The following is a 22678-nucleotide window of genomic DNA, read 5'->3' as shown; positions in this document are numbered from 1 at the left end:
TCTTTAGGCCTGCGCCTCACCCACATCCGGCCCCTTGGCGGTGTCCATCCGACCGCCCATGGCCTTGAAGAAACGATCGTGCCCCGCGACGGGATCGAGCGGCTCGGGCGTCCGCACGATCCGGGCCAGAGCGGCTTCCGCCCGGCGGCGCGCCCCGCCCTTCAGCTTGCCGGTCGCCTCGGCCACGTCTTTCATTTCGGCCATGTCGCCATTGCAGTGGAGGACCACGTCGCACCCGGCCTTCAGCGACTGATGCGCCCGCTCGCTCAGAGATCCGCTCAGCGCCTGCATCGACAGGTCGTCGGTCATGATCAGGCCGGAGAAGCCCAAATGTTCACGCATCGTTTTTACGGCCTTCTTCGACTGGGTCGCCGGCCGCTTCTTGTCCAAGGCAGTGAAGACGATGTGCGCCGTCATCGCCAATGGCATATCCGAAATCGCCTTGAACGGCGCGAAGTCCCAGCTGTCCAGGGTCTCGAAATCGGCATGGACCGTCGGCAGGTCTTTGTGGCTATCGGCGAAGGCCCGGCCATGGCCCGGCATATGCTTGATGCAGGGCAGAACCCCGCCCGCAAGCAGCCCCTCGGCTGCCGCCCGGCCCAGCACGGCGACGGTCTGGGGATCGACGCCATAGGCCCGGTCGCCGATGATGTCGTGGGCGCCGGGCGCCGGCACGTCCAGCACCGGCAGCAGATCGACGGTCACCCCGACCTCGCGCAGATCGTGCGCCATCAGACGTGCGCCCAGGCGCGTCAGCTCACGCGCCTGAGCCAGCTCGTTCGTCGCCTTCAGATAGGCGTTACCCGGCGGATATTTGGGCCAGTGGGGCGGCCCCATCCGCTGGACGCGACCGCCTTCCTGGTCGATCAGGATCGGCGCCTCGGGATCGCCGATGGACGCCCGCAGTTCGTCGGTCAGGGCCCGCACCTGTTCCGGCGTGCCGATATTGCGCCGGAACAGGATGAAGCCCCAGGGTCGGACCTCGGCGAAGAAGGCCTTTTCGTCCTCCGTCAGCCGATGTCCCAGGCAGCCATAGATGGCGGCGGACGTCACCGAACGATGCAGTCCCGGCCCGCCGCCTTCAGCGCGTTGCAGAAGGCCACCGCCCGTTCGCGCGACAGGCCCGAGAAGGCCGTGCGGTACAGGGTCGATCCGCTGGACGAGGTCACTTCGGTCACCCGCTTTTCAGCACCCGAGGCGAACGAGCCGAAACGGCCGGCGACGGCGGCGTATTCACGGTCCGCGATCTCGGTCGAGGAGAAGGCGCCGATCTGGACCGAGGCCGATCCGCCGGTCGCGGCCGGAGCCTTGGTCGCCGGCGTGGCGGCGGGCGCGGGGGTCGTCGGACGCGGCGCAGGCACGGCCGGCGTGGCCGTATTGGCGGGCGGCAGGCCCTGCCCAGTCGGTGCGGCGGTCGGCGGCGCGGCCGGACGCGGCTGGGGCGCCTCGGGCGGCGGGGTGAAGGTCACGGGCGCATCGGTCGTCTCGGTCTCGTCGCGATAGACGCGCACGCCCTCGGCCGGATCAATCGGCTGGGCGTCGATGGGCGCGGCGGTCTTCATCTCGCCGACGGGCTGACCCACGGCCGGCGGCGCGTCGGTCGAGGCGCGCATGCCCGAGCGATAGAAGAAGATCACCGCCACGATCAGCAGCAGCAGGACCACCGCGCTGATGATCAGCGTCACTGGCGGCGCCTTGCCCCCGCCCGAGCCGACATTGCGGCCGCTGCGCGGATCGTAGCTGTTGCGGCGGAACGGCAGGTCGTCGTCGGTCGGCGGCGTATAGGCGCCCCGGCCGGGTTTGTTGTCGTCGTCAAAGGACATGGTCGCGCTCCGCCGTCTGTCGGCGCGAATCGGCGCGCCGAACGATCACTCTACGCCCCCGCGTGCATCTTTCGAATCACAGATCGAGGGCGAGGTCGAGGCTGAACAGCTTCTGGTGCACTTCTATGGCGTAACGGTCGGTCATGCCGGCGATATAGTCGCACACGGCGCGCGCCCGCTGCGTCTTGTCCGGGGTCATCGCCGGCTCGCCCCACTCCGGCGGCATGACCTCCGGCTCGGCCATGAACAGTTCGAACAGCTGCGACAGCACGCGCCGCGCCTGACTGCGGGTGCGGTTGACGCGGTAGTGGCGATACATCCGTTCGAACAGGAACTTCCTCAGCACCGCCAGATCGACGTGCATGGCGTGCGAGAAATCCACCATCGTGCGCCTGGCCATCCGCACGTCCTCGGTCGTGACGATCCGGTCTTCCTCCAGCCGCCGCGCCGTCTCGGCCAGCACGTCCTCGACCATGACGCCGATCATCCGCCGCACGGCCTCGATCCGCAGCATCCGGTCGTCGATCGTGGGCCAGTCGCGGCGCACCTCGGCCAACATCGGTCCAATCAGCGGCACCTGATCGAGATCGCGCAGGGTGATCAAACCCGCCTGCACCCCGTCATCCACGTCGTGGTTGTTGTAGGCGATGTCGTCGGCGATGGCCGCGCACTGGGCCTCCAGCGACGCGAACGTCCCCAGCCGCAGGTCCCACCCCGCCTCGCCACCTGACGCATAGGGGCGCACCACCGACCAGGCCGGCTCGTCCAGCCGGTGCGATACCGGGCCGTTGTGCTTGATGACGCCCTCGACCGTCTCCCAGCTGAGGTTCAGCCCGTCGAACTGCGGATAGCGGTTCTCCAGCTCGGTCACGACGCGGAAGCTCTGGACGTTGTGATCGAACCCGCCGTGATCGCGCATCTGCACCACCAGCTCGTCCTCACCGGCATGGGCGAAGGGCGGATGGCCCAGGTCGTGGGCCAGGGCGATGGTCTCGGCCAGGTCGTCGTCCAGCCTCAGCGCATGGGCCAGCGACCGTGCGATCTGCGCCACCTCCAGCGAATGGGTCAGGCGGGTTCGGTAGTGATCGCCCTCATGCGCCACGAAGACCTGGGTCTTCTCCTTTAGCCGCCGAAACGCCGTCGCATGGATGATGCGGTCACGGTCGCGGGCGAAGGCGGTGCGCGTGCGGCTGGCGGGCTCGAAAACGCGGCGCCCCTGGGTCAGGTCGGCCCGTTCGGCGTAGGAAGCGAGGTCTGGGTGGCTCAAGTCATCAACTTTGAGGCTGCTTTGATGCGGGGGGCCTTTGCGAACGGCCCTGCCCGCCTCATATAGACAGCCGTGAGCACCGTCCAATCCACAGAACCGTCCACACCCGTCTTCAGCGTCGCCTCGCGCGCGCCGGAGGGCATCGTCCTGGCCGCCAGCGCCGCCAAGCGCCTGGCCAAGCTGGGCGCGGCCGAGGGCAAGGCCCTGATGCTGCGCGTGGCGGTGGACGGCGGCGGCTGCTCGGGCTTCCAGTACCGGTTCGAGCTGGTCGAGGCGGCCGAGGACGACGATCTGCGCATCCAGGCCGACGGCCAGACCGCCTTGATCGATCCCGTCTCGGTTCCCTTCCTGAAAAACTCTGAGATCGCCTATGTCGACGAACTGGCCGGCGCCCAGTTCGTGGTCAGGAACCCCAACGCCGCCTCCAGCTGCGGCTGCGGCGTCAGCTTCTCGATCGGATAAGCGCCCAGGCCGTCACGACGACGGTCGAGGCCAGCAGGGCCGAAAACACCGCGTCCCAAATCCCCTCCTGCAACAAGGCCCCGATCAGTCCGGTCAGGCTGAAGCCGAACAGCACGATGGGAACGCGGAAGATCGCCCACAGGCTCAGGTCCTTGCGATTGTGATGACGCCGGCTCACGCCTTGCGCCTCCCCTTGCCCAGCCAGAGGTAGAGGCCGGATCCCAGGATCACGATGGTGGCGAGATCCAGCAGCGCCCAAAGGATCTTCAGCCCCAGCCCGCCGTAATCCCCGAAATGCAGCGGCTGGGACAGCGACAGGGCCTTCACATACCAGGGCATCGGCGCCACCGCCGCCAGCTCGCCCGTCCGCGCATCGATCAGGGCCGGCGTGGTCAGATGCGTCGTCAACGGCGTGTCGCCGTGGAAGAAGACGGCATAGTGGTGATCGGTCGAATAGTCGGTCCCCGGAAACGCCACGAACTGCAGCGTCTTGCCCGGCAGCGCCTCTTTCGCCCGCGCCACCGCCGCATCCAGCGACGCCCGCTGACCCGCCGGCGCAGGCGCGTCATAGGCCTGCGTCAGCTCCTTCAGCGCTGTATCCTTCCAATAGGCCAGGATCGGCGTCGCCAGGGTGTTGACCACCCCCGTCACGCCGACCACCAGCACCCAGGCCGCCGTCACCACGCCCAGCAGATTGTGATAGTCCAGCCACCGCGTCCGCGCTGCCTTCTTGACCCGCACCGTGCCGAACGGCAGTCGGCGCATGAAGGGCGCATACAGCACCACGCCCGACACCACCGCCGCGACCAGCAACAGTCCCATCGCCCCCAGGAACAACATCCCAGGCAGGCCCAGGAACATGTCGGTGTGAAGCTGCAGCAGGAACTCCATCACCGGATGGCCGGCGACCGGCGGCGCGACTTCGCCGCTGGTTCGGTCGATGGGTTCGAAACTGTATTTCCCCGCCGGGGCGTCAGGAGCGCGGCTGGTGACGTTCACCACCGGCCGTTCCTCGTCGAAGCTCATGAAGGCCGGAACCTCGCCCGGATGCAGGGCCAGCCCGGCCGCCAGCACCTGATCCAGGCTCAGTAGCGGCCCGTCCGGATTAGCGGGCTCCCACGCCTGCGGCAGCAAGACTTCCTCGATCTCGTGCGTGAACACCAGCGGCAGGCCCGTGACGCACAGCATCAGCAGGAAGACGGTCGAGATCAGGCTCGACCATTTGTGCGTCCAGGACCAGGCGCGGATGGTTCGGGCGTGCATCAGCCGGCGCGGATCAGAACTCGGCCGAGACCGACAGGCGGAACGTACGCGGCGCGCCCAGCGTCAGATAGCTGGACGTCGGGGCGTAACCGCCCACCGCCACCCACTGATCCTCGTCGGCGAGGTTCTCGATCCGTGCGCGAACCGTCAGCGGCTTGCCGCCCGCCTCGAAGGCGTAGCGCACGCCCGCATCGAAACGGGTCCAGGCGTCCAGCTCCACCGTATTGGCGGCGTTGACCGGTTGTTCGCCCGTATAGACCGCGCGGCCTTCCAACGTCAGGCCGGCGACCATCGGCACATCCCATTCCGCATTCAGATTGGCCTGGAACTCGGGCGATCCCGTGGGCCGTTTTCCGACCAGAGTGGCGTCCAGCGAACGGGTGACCTCGGCATCCAACCAGGTCGCGCCGCCGATCAGACGCACGCCCGCGACCGGTTCGCCATAGACGCCCAGTTCGACGCCGGTGTTCTGCTGCTCGCCGTCGGCGGTGTAGTTCTGGCCGTCGAAATAGGCCTGCGGGCGGTTCGCCTGGAAGACGCTCAGCGTGCCTCCGAACGTTCCGGCGTCATATTTGACGCCGACCTCATATTGCTCGGACTGGAACGGGGCCAGCACTTCGCCAGCGTTGCCGACCGGCGCGCCGCCGACCTGGGCCGGCGCCGTCGCGCCCGGCTGCAGCGCCTCGGCATAGTTGGCGTAGAGCGAAATGCGATCATTGGGCTTGAAAACAACCGCAAAGGCCGGCGTCCAGGCATCGCCCTCATAGGCCCCGTTTTCGACGCCGGTGTTGTAATCGAACGACCGCGTCTCGATCTCCTGATACCGCACCCCGACCGTGGCCAGCAGGCGACCGTCCAGCAAGGACATCATGTCGGCGAAGGCGACCGAGCGATTGTTCACACGCTCCGTCACCAGCGGATCGGACAGGTCGCCGCCGACGAAGAAGTCGGGCGTCGGCGCCGTCACGTCGACCGGGTCATACAGATTGCTGGCGAAACCGGCGAAGTTCGAAAAGGCGTAGGCGTTCCTGGACTTGGACCGCACCTGCGACGCCGAGACGACCAGCCGATGCCCGACCGGGCCCGTCGTCACGTCCGCGCGCAGGCCGACATCGCCGGCCCACACCGTGTCCTCGCGCACATTGTCGAAGCGATAGGCGCTCAGCGTCCCGTCGGCCGCGGCGTTCGGATTGGCCAGCACATTGTCCTCCTCCCCACGACGCCCGCCCACGGCCGCCCAGGCGGTGACGCGGTCGGTCAGGTCGAACTCGCCGCGCGCGGCGCCGAACAGCTGTTGGTCGTCGGTATAGGTCCAGGGCTGGGCGAAGTTGGCGTCGGCCGAGGGCGTCTCGGGCACCGCGCCGTTCGGCGTCACCTGCGGACGCGGCGCGTCGATACGGTGGTCCTGCCAGCCCAGGTCGGCCGAGAAGCGGGCGCGTTCCCCGCGACGATCAACTCCCAGGCCCAGCACGCGCAGTTCGCTGTGCTGATCCTCGACCGCGCCCTCGCCCGCACGGCTGACCAGGTTCAGGCGCGCGCCCCAGGCGTCGTCGGGACCGAACCGCCGCGCCAGATCGGCGGCGGCGTAGATCTCGTCGCCGCCTTCCCATCCGGCCGTCAGGCGGTTCAGGTCCGCGCCCGTCGCGCGCTTGGGCACCAGGTTGAAGGCGCCGCCGACCCCGCTGCCGCCCGGCGCCGCACCGTTCAGGAAGGCCGTCGCGCCGTGGAAGACCTCGACCCGCTCCAGCAGTTCCGGCGCCACATACTGGCGCGGCAGCACGCCGTACAGGCCGTTATAGGTCATGTCGTCCGAGTAAACCGGGAAGCCCCGGATCAGATAGACTTCCTGGAAATTGCCGAACCCCTTGGTCACCCGCACGGCTGGATCGTTCTGCAACACGTCGCCCACGCTGCGCGCCTGCTGATCGCGGATCAGGGTCTCGGTATAGCTGGTCACATTGAACGGCGTATCCATCGCATCCAGCGCGCCGAACAGACCGACGCGGCCGCCTGTGGCGACCTGTCCGCCGGCATAGGCGCCGGGCAAGCCGACCTGAGACCCGCCGGTGACCACGATCTCGCCCAGCTCCACGGGCTCCGACGTCGTCGACTGCGCCAAGGCGGGCGCGGCGGCGGCCAGGGCCAGGCTGCTGACGGCACAGGCGAGACTGGACGAACGGATCATGAAGTGCAACGCATTCTCAGGAACAAAGACGGCGCTCTTACTCTTCGTTGCGACTGCTTTGCAATGGCGAGTTCGCGCCTGCGACATAATGCAGTCCATCCATCCCGAGCTTGCATTTAGCCAATTTCCTAATTAGGGATATCCCTATGAACACCCTGTTCAAGGCTCTGTCGCACCCCGTGCGTCGTCGCATCATCGCCATGTTGCGCGCCGGTCCGCTGGCGTCCGGCGACATCGCCGCCGCCTTCGACATGAGCTGGCCCACCATCACCGGCCATCTCAACGCCCTGAAGGAGGCCGGCCTGGTCAGCCCGGAGCGCGAGGGCCAGACCATCCGCTATCGGCTAGAAATCTCGGCGGTCGAGGAGGCGATGGCCTTCCTGATGGACATCGTCGGAACCGGCGAAGCGACCGAAGCCCTGCCTGACGCCCACAAGGAGCCCCGTCGATGAAGGACCGCCTGTCGCTGCTGGACTATCTGACCGTCGCCGTCTTCGGCATGCAGGCGGCCTTCGCCCTGTATATCGGCGTCAACGGCCCGACGACGCCCATGCCGATGCACTGGACCGCGGACTGGCAGGTCGATCGCTGGGGCGACCGGGTGGAGTTCGCGACCTTCACGGGCGGCATGGCGGTGATCGGCTTCATCGCCGCCTCCGGCCTGGGTCTGGCCGCCTTGCGCGCCGAGGCCCAAGGCGACGCCTCGCGTCGTCGCTCGATGCGGATCGGTCAGGGACTGACCCTGTTCATCGTCGCCGCCATCGGCCTGATGATCGCCTGGGCCAGCCTGGGACATGCGACCGTCGACAGTGGCCCCGCCGTCATGACGGGCGCCCTGTCGCTGATCCTGCTGGTCGTCGGTGCCTTCCTCGGCCGGGTCGCGCCCAATCCCCTGATCGGCGTGCGCACGCCCTGGAACTACAAGAGCCGCCTGGCATGGGACCGCTCGAACCGTCTGGCCGGCCGGCTGTTCTGCCTGGTCGGTCTGGCCGGCCTGATCGCCGCGCCGATTGCGCCCTCGCCCTACGGCGTCACGGCCCTGACCGCCGCCGTCATCATCGTCGCGGGCCTTTCGATCTTCGAAAGCTGGCGCGTCTGGCGCGCCGATCCCGACCGCCAACCTTTCTGATCTCGCCGCCAAGGAGACTGCAATGCTGACGCTGACCCACGCCCTTCTCGCCGCCAGCCTGCTTGCCGGACCGGTCTCGACCGACATCGCCCTGCCCGCCCAGCCCGCGCCCCTGCATGGCACGCTGCTGACGCCCGAGGCGCCGACGGCCGTCGCCGTCATCCTGCCCGGCTCCGGCCCGACGGATCGAGACGGCAACAGCCCGATGGGCGTCGCCGCCTCCACCTATCGCCTGCTGGCCGAAGGCCTGGCGGAACAGGGCGTCGCCACCGTCCGCATCGACAAGCGCGGCATCGCGGCCAGCGCCGCCGCCGGGCTCGAGGAGACCAAGCTGCGTTTCGACGACTACGCCGCCGACGCCCGCGCCTGGGCCGCCGAGGCCGCCTCGCGCACGGATCAGCCCTGCGCCTGGTTGATCGGCCACAGCGAAGGCGCCCTGGTCGCGCTGAAGGCGGTCGAGGGCGGAGACGACAAGATTTGCGGCCTGATCCTGCTGTCCGGCGCCGGCCGTCCAGCGGGCGTAGTGATCCGCGAACAACTTCAGGCCGCCCTGCCCGAACCCCTGAAGACCCAGGCCTTCGCCGTCCTGACCGAGCTTGAGGCCGGCCGCACCGTCGCCGACACGCCGCCTGCCTTGGCAGCCCTGTTCCGCCCGTCGGTCCAGCCCTATCTGATCTCGTGGCTGCCGCTGGACCCCGCCGTCCTGCTCGCCGCCTACGACGGCCCGGTCTTCATCGGCCAGGGGACCACCGACCTGCAGATCGCCGTCACGGACGCCCAGGCTCTCGCCGCCGCCGACTCTAAGGCCACGCTGAAACTCTGGGACGGCGTCAACCACCTCCTCAAGACCGCCCCCGCCGACCGCGCCGCCAATCTGGCCACCTACGCCGACCCGGCCCTGCCGCTCGCGCCGGGCGTGGCGGAGGATGTGGGGGCGTTCATTCGGGCGCATTAATCGTCATCAACATCTGACCGGCTTGAAAAAATTATTCAGGCGACCGAGGCTCGCCTGAGCATGCGCAGGGTGATTAACGAACTTCGGGTGGTATGGACCTTTCATAATGTCGCTCTAGGTGGAGCGCTCATTGTGGCCGTATTCGCCGTCGTGATGGCGATCGTGGTAGCCTTTGTTAGCGCACCGCAATTCACCAAAGGCAAGGTGATATCGTTCGATGTCGCCGGAAGCGAACGGCGCAATGCTCCTGCGGCTATCGTTCATGTGGAAGGCCGCTTGGCCCGGATCAAAGTGTACAGACGCATCTCGTGCTTGGTCGGCGAAGAGATGGAGCTCATGCGCTATGACACGCCACTCGGATCGTTTTACGCTCTCGCTTCTGGTCCTCGCCCCTGCCATTCGCCGGAGGGCTGAATGGCGATTATGAGAACTTCGCCGTAAAGTTAGTCCACCCCTCCCCGCGCCTCATCCGCCAAAGCGAAAAACCGCTCCCTGACCTCGGCCGCGAACGGGTTGTCGCGTTCGATGGCGCGGAAGACGGCGGGGCTGTCGTGGCGGACCATGTCGACGGCCTGCATCAGCCGGTCGAAACTGGCGGTGGTCATGCGCATCGGCAGGGGCTCCATGGCCATCAGGACGCGGGCGATCAGATGGGTCAGGCCCTGCACCGTCGCGGCCTCGCGGTCGTGGTCCTCGGGGCTGACCTGAAACACCTTCAGGCGCAGCGCGCGGCGGCAGAAGGTGGCGACGCGGCGCGCGTCTTTCGCCCCCCTCACCTCGCACACGGCGATCCGCAGGCCCGCGATGCCGTCCTTGCCGCTCTGCGGTCCAAACAGGGGGTGCGTCCCGACGATCCGCACGTCGGGCGGCAGCAGGGCGTCCATCGCCTGCGCCGGCTTCACCTTCACCGACCCCACGTCGATCACCAGGGCATCGGGCGCCAGATGTGGACGGATAGCGATCAGCGTCGCCTCCAACGCCTCGACCGGCACGGCCAGCACCACCGTGGGACAGGCGGCGGCGGTCGCCAGATCGGTCAGGGTCGCGAGGCCTTCGCCATCGCTCGCCGCCGGATCATGCGCCAGGATATCGAACTCGGCCGACAGATGCCGCGCCGTCAGCCGCCCGAAGGCGCCGAAGCCGATCAGGCCGAGCGTTTCCTTCACAGCGTCTCCATGAACCGCACCGGCCGCCCGTGCGCCGATCCGATCAGTTCGCCGTCCTGCATCACCACCCGGCCGCGCACGATGGTCGCCATCGGCCAGCCGGTCGCCTCGACGCCGTCGAACGGGGTCCAGCCGCAGCGCGTCGCCTGCTGGTCATGCGTGATCGTCCGCTTCGCCTTCAGATCGACGATGGTCAGGTCGGCGTCATAGCTGACGGCCATCCGCCCCTTGTTGGCCGTGCCGAACACCCGCTGCGCCCCCGCCGAGGTCAGATCGATGAAGCGCTCCAGGCTCAACCGTCCATTGGCGACATGGGTCAGCATCAGCGGCACCAGCGTCTGCACCCCCGGCATGCCGGACGGAGAGGCCGGATAGGGTTTGGCCTTTTCTTCCTTGGTGTGCGGCGCATGGTCGGAGCCCAGCACGTCGGCCACGCCCTGCTGCATCCCCCACAACCACAGAGCGTCCACATGCGCCTGCGACCGGATCGGCGGGTTCATCTGGGCGTAGCTGCCCAGCCGCTCATAGGCCTCGGGCGCGACCAGCGTCAGATGCTGGGGCGTGATCTCGACGGTGGCGACATCCTTGTGGAAGCGCAGATATTCCATCTCGTCTTTCGTCGTGACGTGCAGCACGTGGATGCGCGCGCCCGTCTCCTTGGCCAGGCCGACAAGGCGCCGGGTCGAGCGGATCGCGCTCTCGGCGTCGCGCACCTCAGGGTGACTGGTCCAGTCGCCGGTGCGGGCCAGACCGCGACGCTCGACCAGGCGATATTCGTCCTCGGAGTGGAAGGTGGCGCGGCGGCGCACATTGGACAGGACCTTACGCACCCCCTCGTCGTCGGCGATCAGCAGGTCCCCGGTCGAGGCCCCCATGAAGACCTTGACCCCGCAGCAGCCGGGCAACCGCTCCAGCTCGCCCAGATAGTCCGCATTCTCGTGCGTGCCGCCGACGTAGAAGGCGTGGTCCGTCCACATCCGATCCTTCGCCCGCGCCAGCTTGTCGGCCATGGTGTCGGGGTCGGTGGTGTTGGGGTTGGTGTTCGGCATCTCGAACACGGCGACGACGCCGCCCAGGGCCGCGGCGCGCGAGCCCGTCTCCAGGTCTTCCTTCCACTCCAGCCCCGGCTCGCGAAAATGGACCTGGGTGTCGATGACGCCGGGCAGGACCGTGAGGCCCGTCGCGTCGAAGACTTCGCCCGCCGAGGCCTGGGTCAGGTCGCCGATGAAGGCGATCTTGCCGTCGATCACCCCGACATCCGCCAGCCCCCGCCCCGCATGGTTCGCCACCTCGCCGCCACGGACGATCAGGTCATAGGTCTGGGTCATCATCATCACCGTCACCCTCGGGCTTGTCCAGAGGGCCCATGGCGGCCGTCGCACGATCAACGAAATCGCACGCCGCGACCGACGCTTCAGGTTCGCTTATGCGGAAAAGTGGGCCCTCGGGACAAGCCCGAGGATGACGGAGTTTTGTTCAGCCCCGCCCCTTCAACGCCCGCATCGACGCCTTCAGCACACGCTCCCACGGCAGATCCATCATATGCTGGATCGCCTGGTTCAGGCGCGGATCCAGCTTCCTGAACTCGTCATAGGTGCGCGGCCCGCGCACGGCCTCGCCCTTCCAGGGTCCGCGCACGGTCTCGTCCGACGGTCCAAACACCGCCACCACCGGCGCGCCCGAGGCCACGGCCAGCTGGGTCCAGATCGAGTCCGCCCCGATGTACAGCACCGACGTTGACAGGGCCGCGACCGTCTGCAGCCGCGTCAGCCTGCCCTGGAGCTCGATCACCCGCGCGCGCGGCACGGCGTAGCGGATCGTGTGCGCCGCCTCGCGGTCGATCTCCTCGCCCACGATCATCAGCCGGCCGCCCGCCAGCGGCCCGTCGTCGGCCAGCAGCTTAGCCGCGACCTTGGCATAGCGTTCGGCGGGCCAGCGCTTGCCCATCCATTCCACGCCCGGCCCGACCGCCAGGATCGGCCCATCCCCGCCCGTCGCCGGAATTAGCGCCTCGACCTGGGCCCGCGTTTCATCCGAGACGTAGAGTTTTGGCGCCGGGATCTCATCGGGCTCCAGCTTCAGCACCGCCGCCGCCGCTTCGACCGCATGCAGGCCCGGCTGATCCTTGCCTCGCACCGCGCGTTTGTGCCGCCTCAGCTTGCCCGACAGGTCCGAGCCGCGCATGTCCACGACCAGCCCCCATTTGGTCGCCCGCACCTGGTTCCACAGGGCGATCCATTCGAAATGGCCCTCGCGCTCCAGCACGATCAGCTTCGTCAGGCGCGGCGTATCGGCGAACAGCGGCGCGCTGGCAGCCGATCCGACAATGGTGAAGGTCGCGTGCGGCAGGCTCTCGACCAGATGCGCCAGCACGCCGGAAGACAGCACGGCGTCCTCGGCGTCCGCCTCGGCGATGTACAGGATGGGAAACCGCCCGATCATCCGTCGACGGATACAGGGATTCTATCTGCGGTTCAGCGCCAAACGCGTGTTTCCACAGAAAGGCCCCATGCGCTACAGCGACGCGCATGAGCCACACGCCCGACGCCGCCCCGGATCCAGAAGCCGCCGCCCTTGAACGCTTCAAGGCCCAGCGCGTCACGGCCATCTACCGGCTGGACCTGATCGCCAAGGGCGCGACGATTTCCTACGAAGACGGCACGCCCATCGACATGGCCTCCGAAAAGACCCGGCTGGAGGCCGTCGTCGCCGACATGGATCGCCGCATCGCCCGGTTGGAGCGTTCAGCCGGGTGAGCCTGCCCCTCCTCCCCGGCCGGACCTGCGGCGGTTGCGTCGAATGCTGCCGCGTCATTCCGTTGAACCTGCCGGAACTGGCCAAGCCGACGGGCAAACTGTGCGCCTATTGCGTCGACGGCGCCGGCTGTTCGGTCCACGAGATTCGGCCGAACACCTGCCGCATCTGGTTCTGCCTGTGGCGTGTGGTCGAGCTGTCGGACGACTGGCGACCGGATCGCAGCGGCGTCATCGTGCGCCCCGACGGCGTCGAGGACGGGGTCATCACCCTGTATGTCCTGCGCCGCTCCGACTTCCTGGCCTCGCCCGACTTCTTCGTGACCGTCGCCGGCTGGGTCGCGGAAGGGATTGAGGTCGCGCTCAGCATCCCCGGCCCGGTCGGAACCTATCCGGCCCGCGCGGTCGTCACCGATTGGCTGCGTCCGGCCATCGAGGATGGCGACACTGACGCCTTCACGACCCGTGTCCTGATGTCCCTCGACACCTTGGCCGAACACGATTTCCAGCCGGACGGCGTCGTCGCACGATATGCAGTGACAACCCAGGATCGTCCGAAAGCTTAGCCGAAGCTTAAGCCCTTGGCGCTACGATAGAATCCGTAACGCCGTCGCTGGAAAGGGCACGCCGTCGATGCAGGCCTGGGACGCGCTGAAACGACCGATCTGGATGTTCGATCCGGTCGCCCTGCGCGGCGTCTACGCCAATGCGGCCGCGCTCGACCTCTGGGGCTCCGACAATCTCGACGCCCTTCTGGCGCGCGACTTCACCAATGTCTCCCCCGCCGTCCTGGCCCGGACCGAGCGTCTGGCGCGCGAGACGGCCAATGGCGAGATCCTGACCGAAGACTGGACCTTCTATCCCCACGGTCGACCGCTGACGGTGTCGGCGGTGATCTCGACCTATCGCTTGACGGACGGCACGCCGGTCCTGCTGTTTGAGGCCGCGCCCATTGCGGTCGAAAACGAGGAGCGTCGCGCGGTGGAGGCGTTGCGCCACACCTCGACGCTGATCACCCTGTTCGACAGCGAGGCCCGCCCGATCTTCTCCAATCCGTCGGCCTTCGCCGCCTACGGATCGACCGCGCACCCCTTCGAGGCCCGGTTCGCCGAACCCGAGCGCGCCCAGCCCATGCTGGCGACCGCCCTGTCGGGGTCAGCGATTTCCGACGTCTGCGAGATCATCACGCGAGAAGGCGTGCGCTGGCACCATCTCGACGTTCGTCCCGTGACGGACCCCGTCACGGGCCATCTCGGCGTCTTGCTGAACGAGATCGATGTGACCGACCGCGTCGAGGCCGAACAGGCCCGCGTCGCCGCCGAGCAGAAAACCGCGATGGCCGAGGCTCGGCAGAAGTTCCTGACGGACATGTCGCACGAACTGCGCACGCCGCTGAACGCGGTCATCGGCTTCTCCGATCTGTTGTCCAAGGCCGGCCTGCCCGACGAACAGGCTGATCAGGTCGCCCGCATCAACGGCGCGGGCCAGCGCCTGCTTTCCGTCGTCAACGACATGATCGACCTGTCGGCCGACAACGTCGTTCCCCTGGCGCCGGCAGAGACTTCGGCCGAGCCCAGCCCCCCGGCGAACGAGGACGTCCCTGCCCTGCGCGTCCTCTATGTCGACGATCACGACAGCAACCGCGCCCTGGTCATGGCGGTGTTGACGGCCCAAGGCATCGCCTGCGCCACCGCCAACGACGGCGAACAGGGCGTCGAGGCCGCCCGCACCGGCGACTGGGACGTGATCCTGATGGATATCCAGATGCCCGTAATGGACGGCGTCGAGGCGACCCGCGCCATTAGGGCTCTGCCCGGCGTGACGGGCCGCACGCCGATCCTGGCCCTGACCGCCAACACCCTGCCGGAACAGCTGACCCAGTACGAACAGGCCGGCATGGACGACTGCATCGCCAAGCCGATGAACATCGTCGATCTGGTCATGCGCGTCACCGCCTGGGGCGCCAGCGACTGGCGCTCCTTCGATCCTCGCCTTGAAGACGCGGCGGCCGCTGTCGCCTAAATTCGGCGCGGCGTCTTCTGAAGCCACGCCGTCGGCCCTATCTTCGCCCCATGCCCATCGCCCGTCTCGACAGTCGCGCCCTGATCTCGGTAACGGGCGAGGAGGCGAAACCCTTCCTGCACAATCTGTTGACCCAGGATGTAGAGACGCTGGCCGACGGGGAACTGCGCTTCGGCGCCCTGTTGTCGCCTCCGGGCCGTCTGCTCTTCGACCTGTTCCTTCTGGGACAGGCTGACGGCGTTCTGCTGGATGTGGCGACTGAGCGTCGCGACGCCCTGATCCAGCGCCTGTCGATGTACAAACTGCGCGCCAAGGTTCAGGTCGCCGCCGACGACCGCCCGGTCTTAGCCGCCTGGCCCGAGGCCCCCGCCGGCTTCAATCCCGACCCCCGCACGCCCCTGATGGGCGGCCGTCTCTATGGCGCAGCGACTGCAGACGCCGCCGAGGCCGATTACGACGCCCACCGCCTGTCGATCGGCCTGCCCGATCCGACCGCCGACGCGCCCCAGGACAAGACCTATCCGATCGAGGCCGACTTCGACCTTCTCAACGGCATCAATTTCCAGAAGGGCTGTTTCGTCGGCCAGGAGACGACCTCGCGCATGAAGCGTCGGGGTACGATCAAGAACCGGATGCTGCCGCTGGACTTCGACGGCCCGCCTCCCGTCTTCGGCGCCGAGGTGCTGAAGGGCGAACTGCGCGCAGGCGAAGTCCTCTCGGGTCAGGACGGTTCGGTCATGGCCCTGCTGCGGATTGACCGCATCGACGGCGACCTGACCGTGGACGGCCGCCCGGTGCGCTTGCGCAAACCCGCCTGGATGGGCGACGACGTCCTTCCCTCCTCCAACGCGTGAGTCCCCCATGAAGATCGCCGATCAGATCGTCCTCGTCACCGGCGGGGCGCGCGGCGTCGGCGCCGCCTGCGTCCGCGCCTTCGCCCATGAAGGCGCTCGCGTCGTCATCAACTGGAGGAACAGCGGCGAAGCGGCGAACGCCTTGGCCGCCGAGATCGGCGAGCGCGCCCTCGCCCTCCAGGCCGACGTGACCGACCGCGCCGCGGTGGACGCCATGGTCGCGGCCGCGCAAGGCCACTTCGGCGCCCCCGTCACCACCGTCGTCAACAACGCCCTGGACTACAGCTTCAATGGCGACGCCCGGTCCCAGATGACCGCCATCGGCTGGGACGAGATGGATCGTCAGTTCTCGACCGTCGTGCGCGGCGCCCTGAACCTGATCCAGGCGACCGCGCCCGGCATGGCCGCGGCCCGGTTCGGCCGCGTCGTCAACATCGGAACCAACCTGTTCCAGAACCCGGTCGTCCCCTACCACGACTACACCGCCGCCAAGGCCGCCCTGCTCAGCCTGACCCGCACCGCCGCCGGCGACCTCGGCCCTGACGGCATCACCGTCAACATGGTCTCGGGCGGTCTCCTGCGCACCACCGACGCCAGCGCCGCCACGCCCGAAGCTGTGTTCGACCTGATCGCCGGCATGACCCCGCTGCGCAGCGTCACGACCCCGCAGGAGTTCGCCGACGCCGTCCTCTTCTTCGCCTCCCCCTGGAGCCGCGCCGTGACGGGTCAGAACCTGGTCGTTGACGGCGGATTGGTGCGGGACTGAAATGACGACCGTCTCCTCCCCACTTCGTGGGGAGGTGGCGCGGCGCTCCTTAGCGCCGTGACGGAGGGGTTCTTCACCACATCACAAGCGCCCGTGGGACTTTAAGAGCCCCTCCACCGCTTCGCGGTCCCCCTCCCCATTTCATGGGGAGGAGACGGTCTCCATCCTATTTGCTCAGTACATTTCTTCAGTTTTCAGGGCCTTACTCGCCACCAGCGTCAATCGACCGACCCCTCCTCCAAACGCCCATATAATGCGCAGGTTTAGGACCGGAGGAGACGAAAACTTGGACTCGTTGGACTCGCTGGACTGTTTTTCACTGTCCAACGCCGCCCCGCCTAATTGCACTTTCTTGCACTTTGCACGCGTTTCGGAGGGTGCAGTGCAATTTCGCCGCTCCCCCAAGATCAGACAATTAGACACTTTAGACGGTGTTTTTCCGCCGCCTGCGTCTCAAATCCCGCCCTTCCCCAAAATCGACCACCCGGCCACCATCACCCCATGACCGACTCACATGCCGAAGGCCGATGCGGCTGGTGCGGGACCGACCCGCTCTATGTCGCCTATCACGACACCGAATGGGGCGTGCCCGAGCGCGATCCCCGCGCCCTGTGGGAAAAGCTGGTCCTCGACGGCTTTCAGGCCGGTCTCGCCTGGATCACCATCCTCAGAAAACGCGACGGCATCCGCGACGCCTTCGACGGCTTCGACCCCGAGATCGTCGCCCGCTATGGGGAGGCCGACATCCAGCACCTGCTGAACGATCCGCGCATCATCCGCTCGCGCGCCAAGATCAACGCCGCCATCCGGGGCGCCCAGATCTGGCTTCAGATGCGCGATGACGGCGAGGACTTCTCCGCCTGGCTTTGGTCGTTCGTCGGCGGCGAGCCGATCCAGACCCCACACGCCGACTATCGCCAGGCCCCGACCCAGACCGAACAGTCCGTCGCCATGGCCAAGGCCCTGAAGAAGCGCGGCTTCAACTTCTGCGGCCCGGTCATCGTCTATGCCTTCATGCAGGCCGTCGGCATGGTCAACGATCACCAGACGACCTGCTTCCGTCACGCCCAGGTTCGTGCGATGGCGAGCCATGGCTAAAGCCCCCGCAAATTCGAAAGCTTTCCCGACCCTCGCGCTGGAAACGGTGCTGATGCAGCGGGTCAATGGTCACGTCTGCGGCGTGGACGAGGCCGGGCGTGGTCCCTGGGCCGGGCCGGTTTCGGCGGCGGCTGTGATCCTGAACCCCGACGACCTGCCGCCCGGCATCGACGATTCCAAGGCCCTGACCGAAAAGCGCCGCGCCGCCCTGGAGCTCGAGATCAAGACCCGCGCCGTCGCCTGGGGCGTCGGCTTCGCCTCGGTGGACGAGATCGAGGAGCTGAACATCCTGCACGCCACGGGTCTGGCCATGTGCCGCGCCATCGAGGCCTTGCAGGTCCAGCCGGTCGCCGCCCTGGTCGACGGCAACTATCGCTTCAAGCTTCCCTGCGAAATCCAGACGGTCGTCGGCGGCGACGGGTTGTCGCTATCCATCGCGGCGGCGTCGATCCTGGCCAAGACGGCGCGGGACCGGTTGATGATCGATCTGGATGCCCAATACCCCGGCTACGGTTTCGCCAGTCACAAGGGCTACAACGCCCCGATCCACCAGAACGCCTTGAAAACCCTGGGCCCCTGCCCCGCCCATCGCCGCAGCTGGTCGCCGATCAGGGCGCTGTTGCAGGAGGCCTGACGCCGTCTCAGATGTGCAGGAAGCCGCCTAGCAGCGCGCCCATCAGGGCCGCCACAGCCGCCCCGGCGATCGCCATCATCCAGCGCGGCGGCGGCGCCACCTCGGGCTCGACGTCGATCTGTTCGACGGGCTGAACGGCCTCGACCGGCCGAGTGTAACGCGCGGCGTTGTGGGTAAAGGTCGCATCCGCCGCCCGCGGCGCCCAAGAGCGCGGCTCGGCCGCCGGACGCACGCGGTAGTCGTCGGGGTGATCGGTCTTGGGGGCGGTGTACGGGTGCGGTTGCATAGTCCCACAACGGCACGCAGCGATTCGCGTTCCGCCCTACCCTCCGTTGTTTTCATGGGTGTCTATGCGGCAACGGGCAGGGAGACCGGGCGCTCGGTCACCACGAACAGGTGCTCGACATTCTTGAGCCGCCCCACCTGCCCGACCTTCTCGCCCTTGGGATTATGGATCCCGATCCGGGCGCCGACATAGCGGGGATGCGCCACCTCCAGCACTTGCACATGACCCCGCGCCGACAGCATCTCGACCAGGTCGGCGCGGCTCAGATACCCCTCGTCGTTGAAGCTGACGATCAGGTTCGGCGCCTTGACCCGCTCGATCACGGTCCGCAGCGCGGGACCGATGCCGGGCCGGCTGTTGAAGGCGCTCTTGCGCGTCCTCACGTCCACCCGCTTGTTGGCGACCCCATAGGTCTCGGGCCGGTCCCACAGCACCAGGCTTTCCCAGCAGTGGTAGTTCCCGAGATAGGAATGCTGGTTGTAGGGCGGGTCCAGATAAACCAGGTCCGCCTCGACCTGTTCGGCGATCTCGACCGCATCGCCCTGCGTCGCGCGGCACGGCCCGTCCACCGCCGGAACCAGGTCCGGGGTGCGCAGCTCCAGCGTCTTCAGCGCCCTCGGCGCCCACTGCTTCATATAGGCCATCTGAACCCCGGCGGTGGAATCCACCCGATCCGCCGCCTCCATCAGGCTGACCAGGGCGATGGCCTTGAGTTCCGGTTCCAGTCCCATGGCCTCGATCCGGTCGCGCATGGCGTCGATGCGAGCACCGTTGTTCGGGTGGAAATACCGCGCGTCCTGACAAAAGGCCTGGGTGAACCAGCCCGCCTCAGACTTCACCGTCCGCAGCTCGGCCAGCACGACCTCGGCCCGCTCAACCCACCGCTCTCGATCCGCCTGAACATAGGTCGTCGCCAGAGCATGGGCGTAGGCGTTCAGGTCGTTCGACCAGACCTGAAACCCCTGCTTCTTCAGGGCGTGCCCGACCCGCGCCGTGCCCGAAAACAGATCGCACACCCGCCCGCCCTGCGGCAGCACCCCCGCCACCGCACCCGTCACATGCCCCAGCAAGGCGCGCTTGGAGCCGATATATTTGATCATGACGCGGCCCGACTCATCGCGGCAGCATAGCGGGTTGAGGCGTCGCGCGAGAGAGTGGGCGCCACTGACTTTGGGAGCCCTGCAGATCAGGGTGCATCAGCCGTCGCAAAAACGCGCAAGGCCGCCATCCGAAGGATGACGGCCTTGGCTGTGTTCATGGCTCTCGGCGGGATTCGCTCTGTCCTCGCGGATCAAGCGAAAGCGCCAATGCTCCGGGTCTTACGTCAAAAGCATTCAGGCTTCCGGGCTGACGCCCGGAAGCCTGCACGGCATCAGAAGTAGAAGCGCACGGCCGCGGTGACGGTGCGGCCCGGCAGGGCCTGTGCCAGGACCACGCCGCTGGCGGGCAGGCTGTCGGCCGACACTTCCGTCAGCGCTGTTTCGTCGAACAGGTTGTTGGCGGTCACCGACAGCACGACGCGGTCGATGGGGCGCACCTGGACGAAGGCGTTGACGGTCGCGTAGCCCGGCATCTTCAGCTGGTTGACGTCCTGCGTATAGCTCTCGGTCGTGCCGACGACGCTGGCGCCGACCGTGAACAGGTCCGTCTCGTACTGCGGCATGACCTGGAAGATCAGGTCGGCCTGACGGCGCGGCGAGTTGCCGACCAGGGCCGCATCCTCGGCCTTGGTGATCTCGGCGCTGGTGACAGTGGCGCTGCCGGTCAGGCTGAACGGACCGTGACGCACGCCGGCCTCGAACTCGGCGCCCTTGGCCTCATAGCTGCGCTGGACCAGCACCAGACGGGTGACGCCGCCGGCATCCGCACGGATCTGCTGATTGGTCTCGCTGACCTCGGCCCAGAAGCCCGTGACGTTGGCGAACAGGCCGTTGGCGCGATACTTCATGCCGATCTCGGCCTGGTTTACCGGATCATAGGCCGCGTCGGCCTGCAGCAGGTCGCCGTCGACATTGCTGATGGCCGGCGAACGCAGGATCTTGTCCGCCGCGGCGCGCGCGCCCTCGCTGTAGCGGGCGAAGGTCGAGAAGCTGTCCGACACGCGATAGTTGGCGCTGAGCGAATACGAGACATAGTCGTAGTCGTAGTCGACCGGGGTTGCGCTGGCGGCCGGCGGGAAGGCGAAGGTGCGCTCGGCTTCCGAGATGACGCCATCGTTGTCCACGTCGATGGTGCGGACGTCGGTCAGACCGTTGGCCACCGTGCGGCCGCTAACGTCGCCGCTGTCGAAACGGATCGATCCGCCCAGCGCCAGCTTGCCCAGCCGGTAGTTCAGCGAGGCATAGGGCGCCAGCACCTTGTAGGTCACATCGGTGCGCGAGTTGGACCCGGCGCCCGAGGGACCGAAGAAGTTGACGACGCCGTCCTGGGTGCGGGGCGTGCCGTTCGTATTGAAGATATCGACCAGGGCCGAGTTTCCGCCGCCCACGACATCCTGAAGGAACGGGATGTACTGGCGATCAAACTTCAGATCCTGCTGGGCCGAATAGACGCCAACGGTGGTCGTCAGGTCGCCGCCGCCGATCTTCCAGACGCGGTTGGCGCGCAGGTCGTTGGTGAAGTTGTCCAGGCTGCCGATGTCGGTGTGGACCAGGGTCGAATAGGCCAGCAGGCCGTTGCCGTTCAGGGTCGTCGGGCTGGTGATCGCCTGACCGGCGCGCGGCCCCGTGGCATAGGCCAGGGTTCCGGGACGACGACCGAACGCCAGCGGCGCCTGGGCCGCCGGCACCACGGCCAGCGGGTAGTTGAACGACTGATCACCCGATTGCTGCGCATAGCGCATGTGCTCGGAAATCGTCCAGCCGTGCAGGTTGAAGCGGGTCTGGAAGCCCAACGCGCGCACCTGAACCTGATTGCCGTCCTGCAGATTGACGCGCTTCAGGTTGTTGTCGCCGTCCAGCAGCGGGAAGACCGTGGTGTTGCGCGACGTCAGGGTGTCGCGCGTCATCGAGAAGTTGGGAACGTCGCTGTAGTTGGGATCGTCGTTCGTGCCGGACACCAGCAGAGGCGTCGGACCATAGGCGACGACGGTGTCATCCAGGATCTTGCCGTACAGACGCACGAAGCCGCCGTCGAAGGTCTTGGTGATGTTGGCCTTGATCTGGCCGCCCTTGTTGCCCGTGAAGCCGGCGTCGCGCGGGCCTTCACCCTCGCGATAGAAGCCGCCGACGTGGAAGCGCACGGTGTCGCTCAGGTGACCGCCATAGCTGAAGTCGCCGCGGTAGGTGTCGTAATCCAGGCCCGAAGACACCTGGACCGAGCCGCCTTCGACCTCACCCGTCTGCGAGATCAGGTTGATCACGCCGCCCGGCGCGTTGGAGGCGAAGGTCGAGGACGACCCGCCGCGGATGGACTCGATCTGGCCGACGTTGAAGTCGTAGCGCATGAAATAGTCGGACGTCAGCGCCAGGATGTCGCCGAACTCCAGGACCGGCAGACCGTCTTCCTGGAATTGCAGGTACTTCGCGCCGGTGCTGACCATGGGCAGGCCGCGGATCGTATAGTTGCCGTTGGTCTCGCCCGTGCTGGCCTCGGCGCGAATGCCGGGGATGGTGCGGAACAGGTCGTTGACGGAATAGGCGCCGATCTTGGCGATCTCGACATCGTTGATCGAGCTGGTCGAGGTCGCGCTGTCCAGCCTGTCGCGCGCCTTGGCCACGCCCGTCACGATCACGTCGTCATTGGCCCGCGTCCGGCTGGCCTCCCAGGCCGTCTGGCGCTGCGGCGCAGGCTGCGTCTGCGCATGAGCAGGCATGGCGAGGATAAGCGGCGCAAACGCAGCCGTGAGGTACAGGGATTTCAAGGAAGCCTCCAAGGCGTTGTCTTGCAGTGCAGAGACTGGACAACTGATTTTCGTTCGGAAATTCTTCCATGCAGTTTCTTGCATGGCTGTTATCAATAAAACACGGATGTGTTTGATGATTTATAATGCCAGACTACGGATTAATACTGACAT

At 67.2% G+C, this 22678-nt stretch carries 22 protein-coding genes and 2 pseudogenes; 12 read left to right on the top strand and 12 right to left on the bottom strand.

All coding sequences use genetic code 11. The features are described 5' to 3' along the window. Positions 1-3: 3 nt before the first annotated feature. From nagZ to ASF31_RS03165, 3 genes are all read right to left on the bottom strand, one after another. The gene (nagZ, locus tag ASF31_RS03175) at positions 4-1053 is read right to left on the bottom strand and encodes a beta-N-acetylhexosaminidase (protein ID WP_055753268.1); all 1050 of its coding nucleotides are present in this window, start codon (positions 1051-1053) and stop codon (positions 4-6) included. Continuing rightward, positions 1050-1823 (bottom strand): SPOR domain-containing protein, encoded by a 774-nt coding sequence (locus ASF31_RS03170; protein WP_055753267.1) that lies wholly within the window; start codon positions 1821-1823, stop codon positions 1050-1052. The genes nagZ and ASF31_RS03170 overlap by 4 nt, the downstream gene beginning before the upstream one ends. Positions 1824-1899: 76 nt before the next feature. Further along, complete coding sequence (locus tag ASF31_RS03165; RefSeq protein ID WP_055753266.1) at positions 1900-3090, bottom strand: deoxyguanosinetriphosphate triphosphohydrolase; 1191 nt, start codon at positions 3088-3090, stop codon at positions 1900-1902. Positions 3091-3231: 141 nt separating this feature from the next. Between ASF31_RS03165 and erpA the strand changes: the two genes are divergently transcribed. Further along, entirely contained in the window at positions 3232-3552 is a 321-nt protein-coding gene (erpA, locus tag ASF31_RS03160; protein ID WP_055753378.1) for an iron-sulfur cluster insertion protein ErpA, read from the top strand. Here the strand turns inward: erpA and ASF31_RS03155 are convergent. From ASF31_RS03155 to ASF31_RS03145, 3 genes and pseudogenes are all read right to left on the bottom strand, one after another. Then, positions 3533-3730 (bottom strand): hypothetical protein, encoded by a 198-nt coding sequence (locus ASF31_RS03155; protein WP_200918542.1) that lies wholly within the window; start codon positions 3728-3730, stop codon positions 3533-3535. The genes erpA and ASF31_RS03155 overlap by 20 nt on opposite strands. Further along, positions 3727-4922 (bottom strand): annotated as a pseudogene (locus ASF31_RS03150) (PepSY-associated TM helix domain-containing protein). The gene ASF31_RS03155 and the pseudogene ASF31_RS03150 overlap by 4 nt, the downstream one beginning before the upstream one ends. Further along, positions 4892-6790 (bottom strand): annotated as a pseudogene (locus ASF31_RS03145) (TonB-dependent receptor); the annotation flags it as partial. The pseudogenes ASF31_RS03145 and ASF31_RS03150, both read right to left, overlap by 31 nt. Before the next feature lie 356 nt (positions 6791-7146). Here ASF31_RS03145 and ASF31_RS03140 point away from each other — a divergent pair. From ASF31_RS03140 to ASF31_RS03125, 4 genes are all read left to right on the top strand, one after another. Then, entirely contained in the window at positions 7147-7452 is a 306-nt protein-coding gene (locus ASF31_RS03140; protein WP_055753264.1) for a metalloregulator ArsR/SmtB family transcription factor, read from the top strand. Beyond that, on the top strand, positions 7449-8129 hold the full coding sequence (locus ASF31_RS03135; protein ID WP_055753263.1) for an SdpI family protein: 681 nt from the start codon (positions 7449-7451) through the stop codon (positions 8127-8129). The genes ASF31_RS03140 and ASF31_RS03135 overlap by 4 nt, the downstream gene beginning before the upstream one ends. A 22-nt stretch (positions 8130-8151) precedes the next feature. After that, the gene (locus ASF31_RS03130; RefSeq protein WP_055753262.1) at positions 8152-9084 is read left to right on the top strand and encodes an alpha/beta hydrolase; all 933 of its coding nucleotides are present in this window, start codon (positions 8152-8154) and stop codon (positions 9082-9084) included. A 132-nt stretch (positions 9085-9216) separates the two neighbouring features. Then, positions 9217-9498: a hypothetical protein gene (locus tag ASF31_RS03125; RefSeq protein WP_156355839.1), complete on the top strand. Its 282-nt coding sequence runs from the start codon at positions 9217-9219 to the stop codon at positions 9496-9498. Between the two features lie 29 nt (positions 9499-9527). On the opposite strand, the gene ASF31_RS03120 is transcribed toward ASF31_RS03125, so the two are convergent. From ASF31_RS03120 to ASF31_RS03110, 3 genes are all read right to left on the bottom strand, one after another. After that, on the bottom strand, positions 9528-10250 hold the full coding sequence (locus ASF31_RS03120) for a prephenate dehydrogenase/arogenate dehydrogenase family protein (protein ID WP_055753260.1): 723 nt from the start codon (positions 10248-10250) through the stop codon (positions 9528-9530). Then, positions 10247-11578 (bottom strand): dihydroorotase, encoded by a 1332-nt coding sequence (locus tag ASF31_RS03115; RefSeq protein WP_055753375.1) that lies wholly within the window; start codon positions 11576-11578, stop codon positions 10247-10249. The genes ASF31_RS03120 and ASF31_RS03115 overlap by 4 nt, the downstream gene beginning before the upstream one ends. Before the next feature lie 148 nt (positions 11579-11726). Next, positions 11727-12692, bottom strand: coding sequence for a glycosyltransferase family 9 protein (locus ASF31_RS03110; protein WP_055753259.1), 966 nt, complete (start codon positions 12690-12692; stop codon positions 11727-11729). 86 nt (positions 12693-12778) lie between these two features. Here ASF31_RS03110 and ASF31_RS03105 point away from each other — a divergent pair, with 86 nt between their 5' ends. The 7 genes from ASF31_RS03105 (at position 12779) to ASF31_RS03075 (ending at position 18377) form a co-directional block, all read left to right on the top strand. Beyond that, entirely contained in the window at positions 12779-13006 is a 228-nt protein-coding gene (locus tag ASF31_RS03105; RefSeq protein ID WP_055753258.1) for a hypothetical protein, read from the top strand. After that, the gene (locus ASF31_RS03100; protein ID WP_055753257.1) at positions 13003-13569 is read left to right on the top strand and encodes a hypothetical protein; all 567 of its coding nucleotides are present in this window, start codon (positions 13003-13005) and stop codon (positions 13567-13569) included. The genes ASF31_RS03105 and ASF31_RS03100 overlap by 4 nt, the downstream gene beginning before the upstream one ends. A gap of 67 nt (positions 13570-13636) precedes the next feature. Further along, positions 13637-15025, top strand: a complete 1389-nt coding sequence (locus tag ASF31_RS03095; RefSeq protein ID WP_055753256.1) for a response regulator — start codon at positions 13637-13639, stop codon at positions 15023-15025. Between the two features lie 50 nt (positions 15026-15075). Further along, a complete protein-coding gene (locus tag ASF31_RS03090; protein WP_055753255.1) occupies positions 15076-15879 on the top strand; it encodes a folate-binding protein YgfZ in 804 nt (267 codons plus the stop codon). Between the two features lie 7 nt (positions 15880-15886). Continuing rightward, entirely contained in the window at positions 15887-16645 is a 759-nt protein-coding gene (locus ASF31_RS03085) for a 3-oxoacyl-ACP reductase (protein WP_055753254.1), read from the top strand. 501 nt (positions 16646-17146) lie between these two features. Beyond that, a complete protein-coding gene (locus ASF31_RS03080; protein WP_055753253.1) occupies positions 17147-17743 on the top strand; it encodes a DNA-3-methyladenine glycosylase I in 597 nt (198 codons plus the stop codon). Continuing rightward, entirely contained in the window at positions 17736-18377 is a 642-nt protein-coding gene (locus ASF31_RS03075) for a ribonuclease HII (protein WP_055753252.1), read from the top strand. Before ASF31_RS03080 ends, ASF31_RS03075 begins: the two co-directional genes overlap by 8 nt. A 7-nt stretch (positions 18378-18384) precedes the next feature. Here the strand turns inward: ASF31_RS03075 and ASF31_RS03070 are convergent, their stop codons facing one another. The 3 genes from ASF31_RS03070 to ASF31_RS03060 form a co-directional block, all read right to left on the bottom strand. Next, a complete protein-coding gene (locus ASF31_RS03070; protein WP_055753251.1) occupies positions 18385-18663 on the bottom strand; it encodes a hypothetical protein in 279 nt (92 codons plus the stop codon). A 62-nt stretch (positions 18664-18725) separates the two neighbouring features. Continuing rightward, positions 18726-19763 (bottom strand): DNA adenine methylase, encoded by a 1038-nt coding sequence (locus tag ASF31_RS03065; protein WP_055753250.1) that lies wholly within the window; start codon positions 19761-19763, stop codon positions 18726-18728. A 272-nt stretch (positions 19764-20035) separates the two neighbouring features. Next, positions 20036-22477: a TonB-dependent receptor domain-containing protein gene (locus tag ASF31_RS03060; RefSeq protein WP_235551227.1), complete on the bottom strand. Its 2442-nt coding sequence runs from the start codon at positions 22475-22477 to the stop codon at positions 20036-20038. Positions 22478-22678: the final 201 nt, after the last annotated feature.

The organism is Brevundimonas sp. Leaf280 (genome assembly GCF_001422455.1).
GTDB lineage: Bacteria > Pseudomonadota > Alphaproteobacteria > Caulobacterales > Caulobacteraceae > Brevundimonas.
This window is presented reverse-complemented; position numbering and strand designations above follow the sequence as displayed.

Coding starts and splice junctions, on each gene's coding strand:
- ASF31_RS03170 (WP_055753267.1), bottom strand. CDS start 1,823: ATGTCCTTTGACGACGACAACAAACCCGGCCGGGGCGCCTATACGCCG.
- ASF31_RS03140 (WP_055753264.1), top strand. CDS start 7,147: ATGAACACCCTGTTCAAGGCTCTGTCGCACCCCGTGCGTCGTCGCATC.
- ASF31_RS03135 (WP_055753263.1), top strand. CDS start 7,449: ATGAAGGACCGCCTGTCGCTGCTGGACTATCTGACCGTCGCCGTCTTC.
- ASF31_RS03130 (WP_055753262.1), top strand. CDS start 8,152: ATGCTGACGCTGACCCACGCCCTTCTCGCCGCCAGCCTGCTTGCCGGA.
- ASF31_RS03115 (WP_055753375.1), bottom strand. CDS start 11,578: ATGACCCAGACCTATGACCTGATCGTCCGTGGCGGCGAGGTGGCGAAC.
- ASF31_RS03110 (WP_055753259.1), bottom strand. CDS start 12,692: ATGATCGGGCGGTTTCCCATCCTGTACATCGCCGAGGCGGACGCCGAG.
- ASF31_RS03105 (WP_055753258.1), top strand. CDS start 12,779: ATGAGCCACACGCCCGACGCCGCCCCGGATCCAGAAGCCGCCGCCCTT.
- ASF31_RS03095 (WP_055753256.1), top strand. CDS start 13,637: ATGCAGGCCTGGGACGCGCTGAAACGACCGATCTGGATGTTCGATCCG.
- ASF31_RS03090 (WP_055753255.1), top strand. CDS start 15,076: ATGCCCATCGCCCGTCTCGACAGTCGCGCCCTGATCTCGGTAACGGGC.
- ASF31_RS03085 (WP_055753254.1), top strand. CDS start 15,887: ATGAAGATCGCCGATCAGATCGTCCTCGTCACCGGCGGGGCGCGCGGC.
- ASF31_RS03080 (WP_055753253.1), top strand. CDS start 17,147: ATGACCGACTCACATGCCGAAGGCCGATGCGGCTGGTGCGGGACCGAC.
- ASF31_RS03075 (WP_055753252.1), top strand. CDS start 17,736: ATGGCTAAAGCCCCCGCAAATTCGAAAGCTTTCCCGACCCTCGCGCTG.
- ASF31_RS03070 (WP_055753251.1), bottom strand. CDS start 18,663: ATGCAACCGCACCCGTACACCGCCCCCAAGACCGATCACCCCGACGAC.
- ASF31_RS03065 (WP_055753250.1), bottom strand. CDS start 19,763: ATGATCAAATATATCGGCTCCAAGCGCGCCTTGCTGGGGCATGTGACG.
- ASF31_RS03060 (WP_235551227.1), bottom strand. CDS start 22,477: ATGCCTGCTCATGCGCAGACGCAGCCTGCGCCGCAGCGCCAGACGGCC.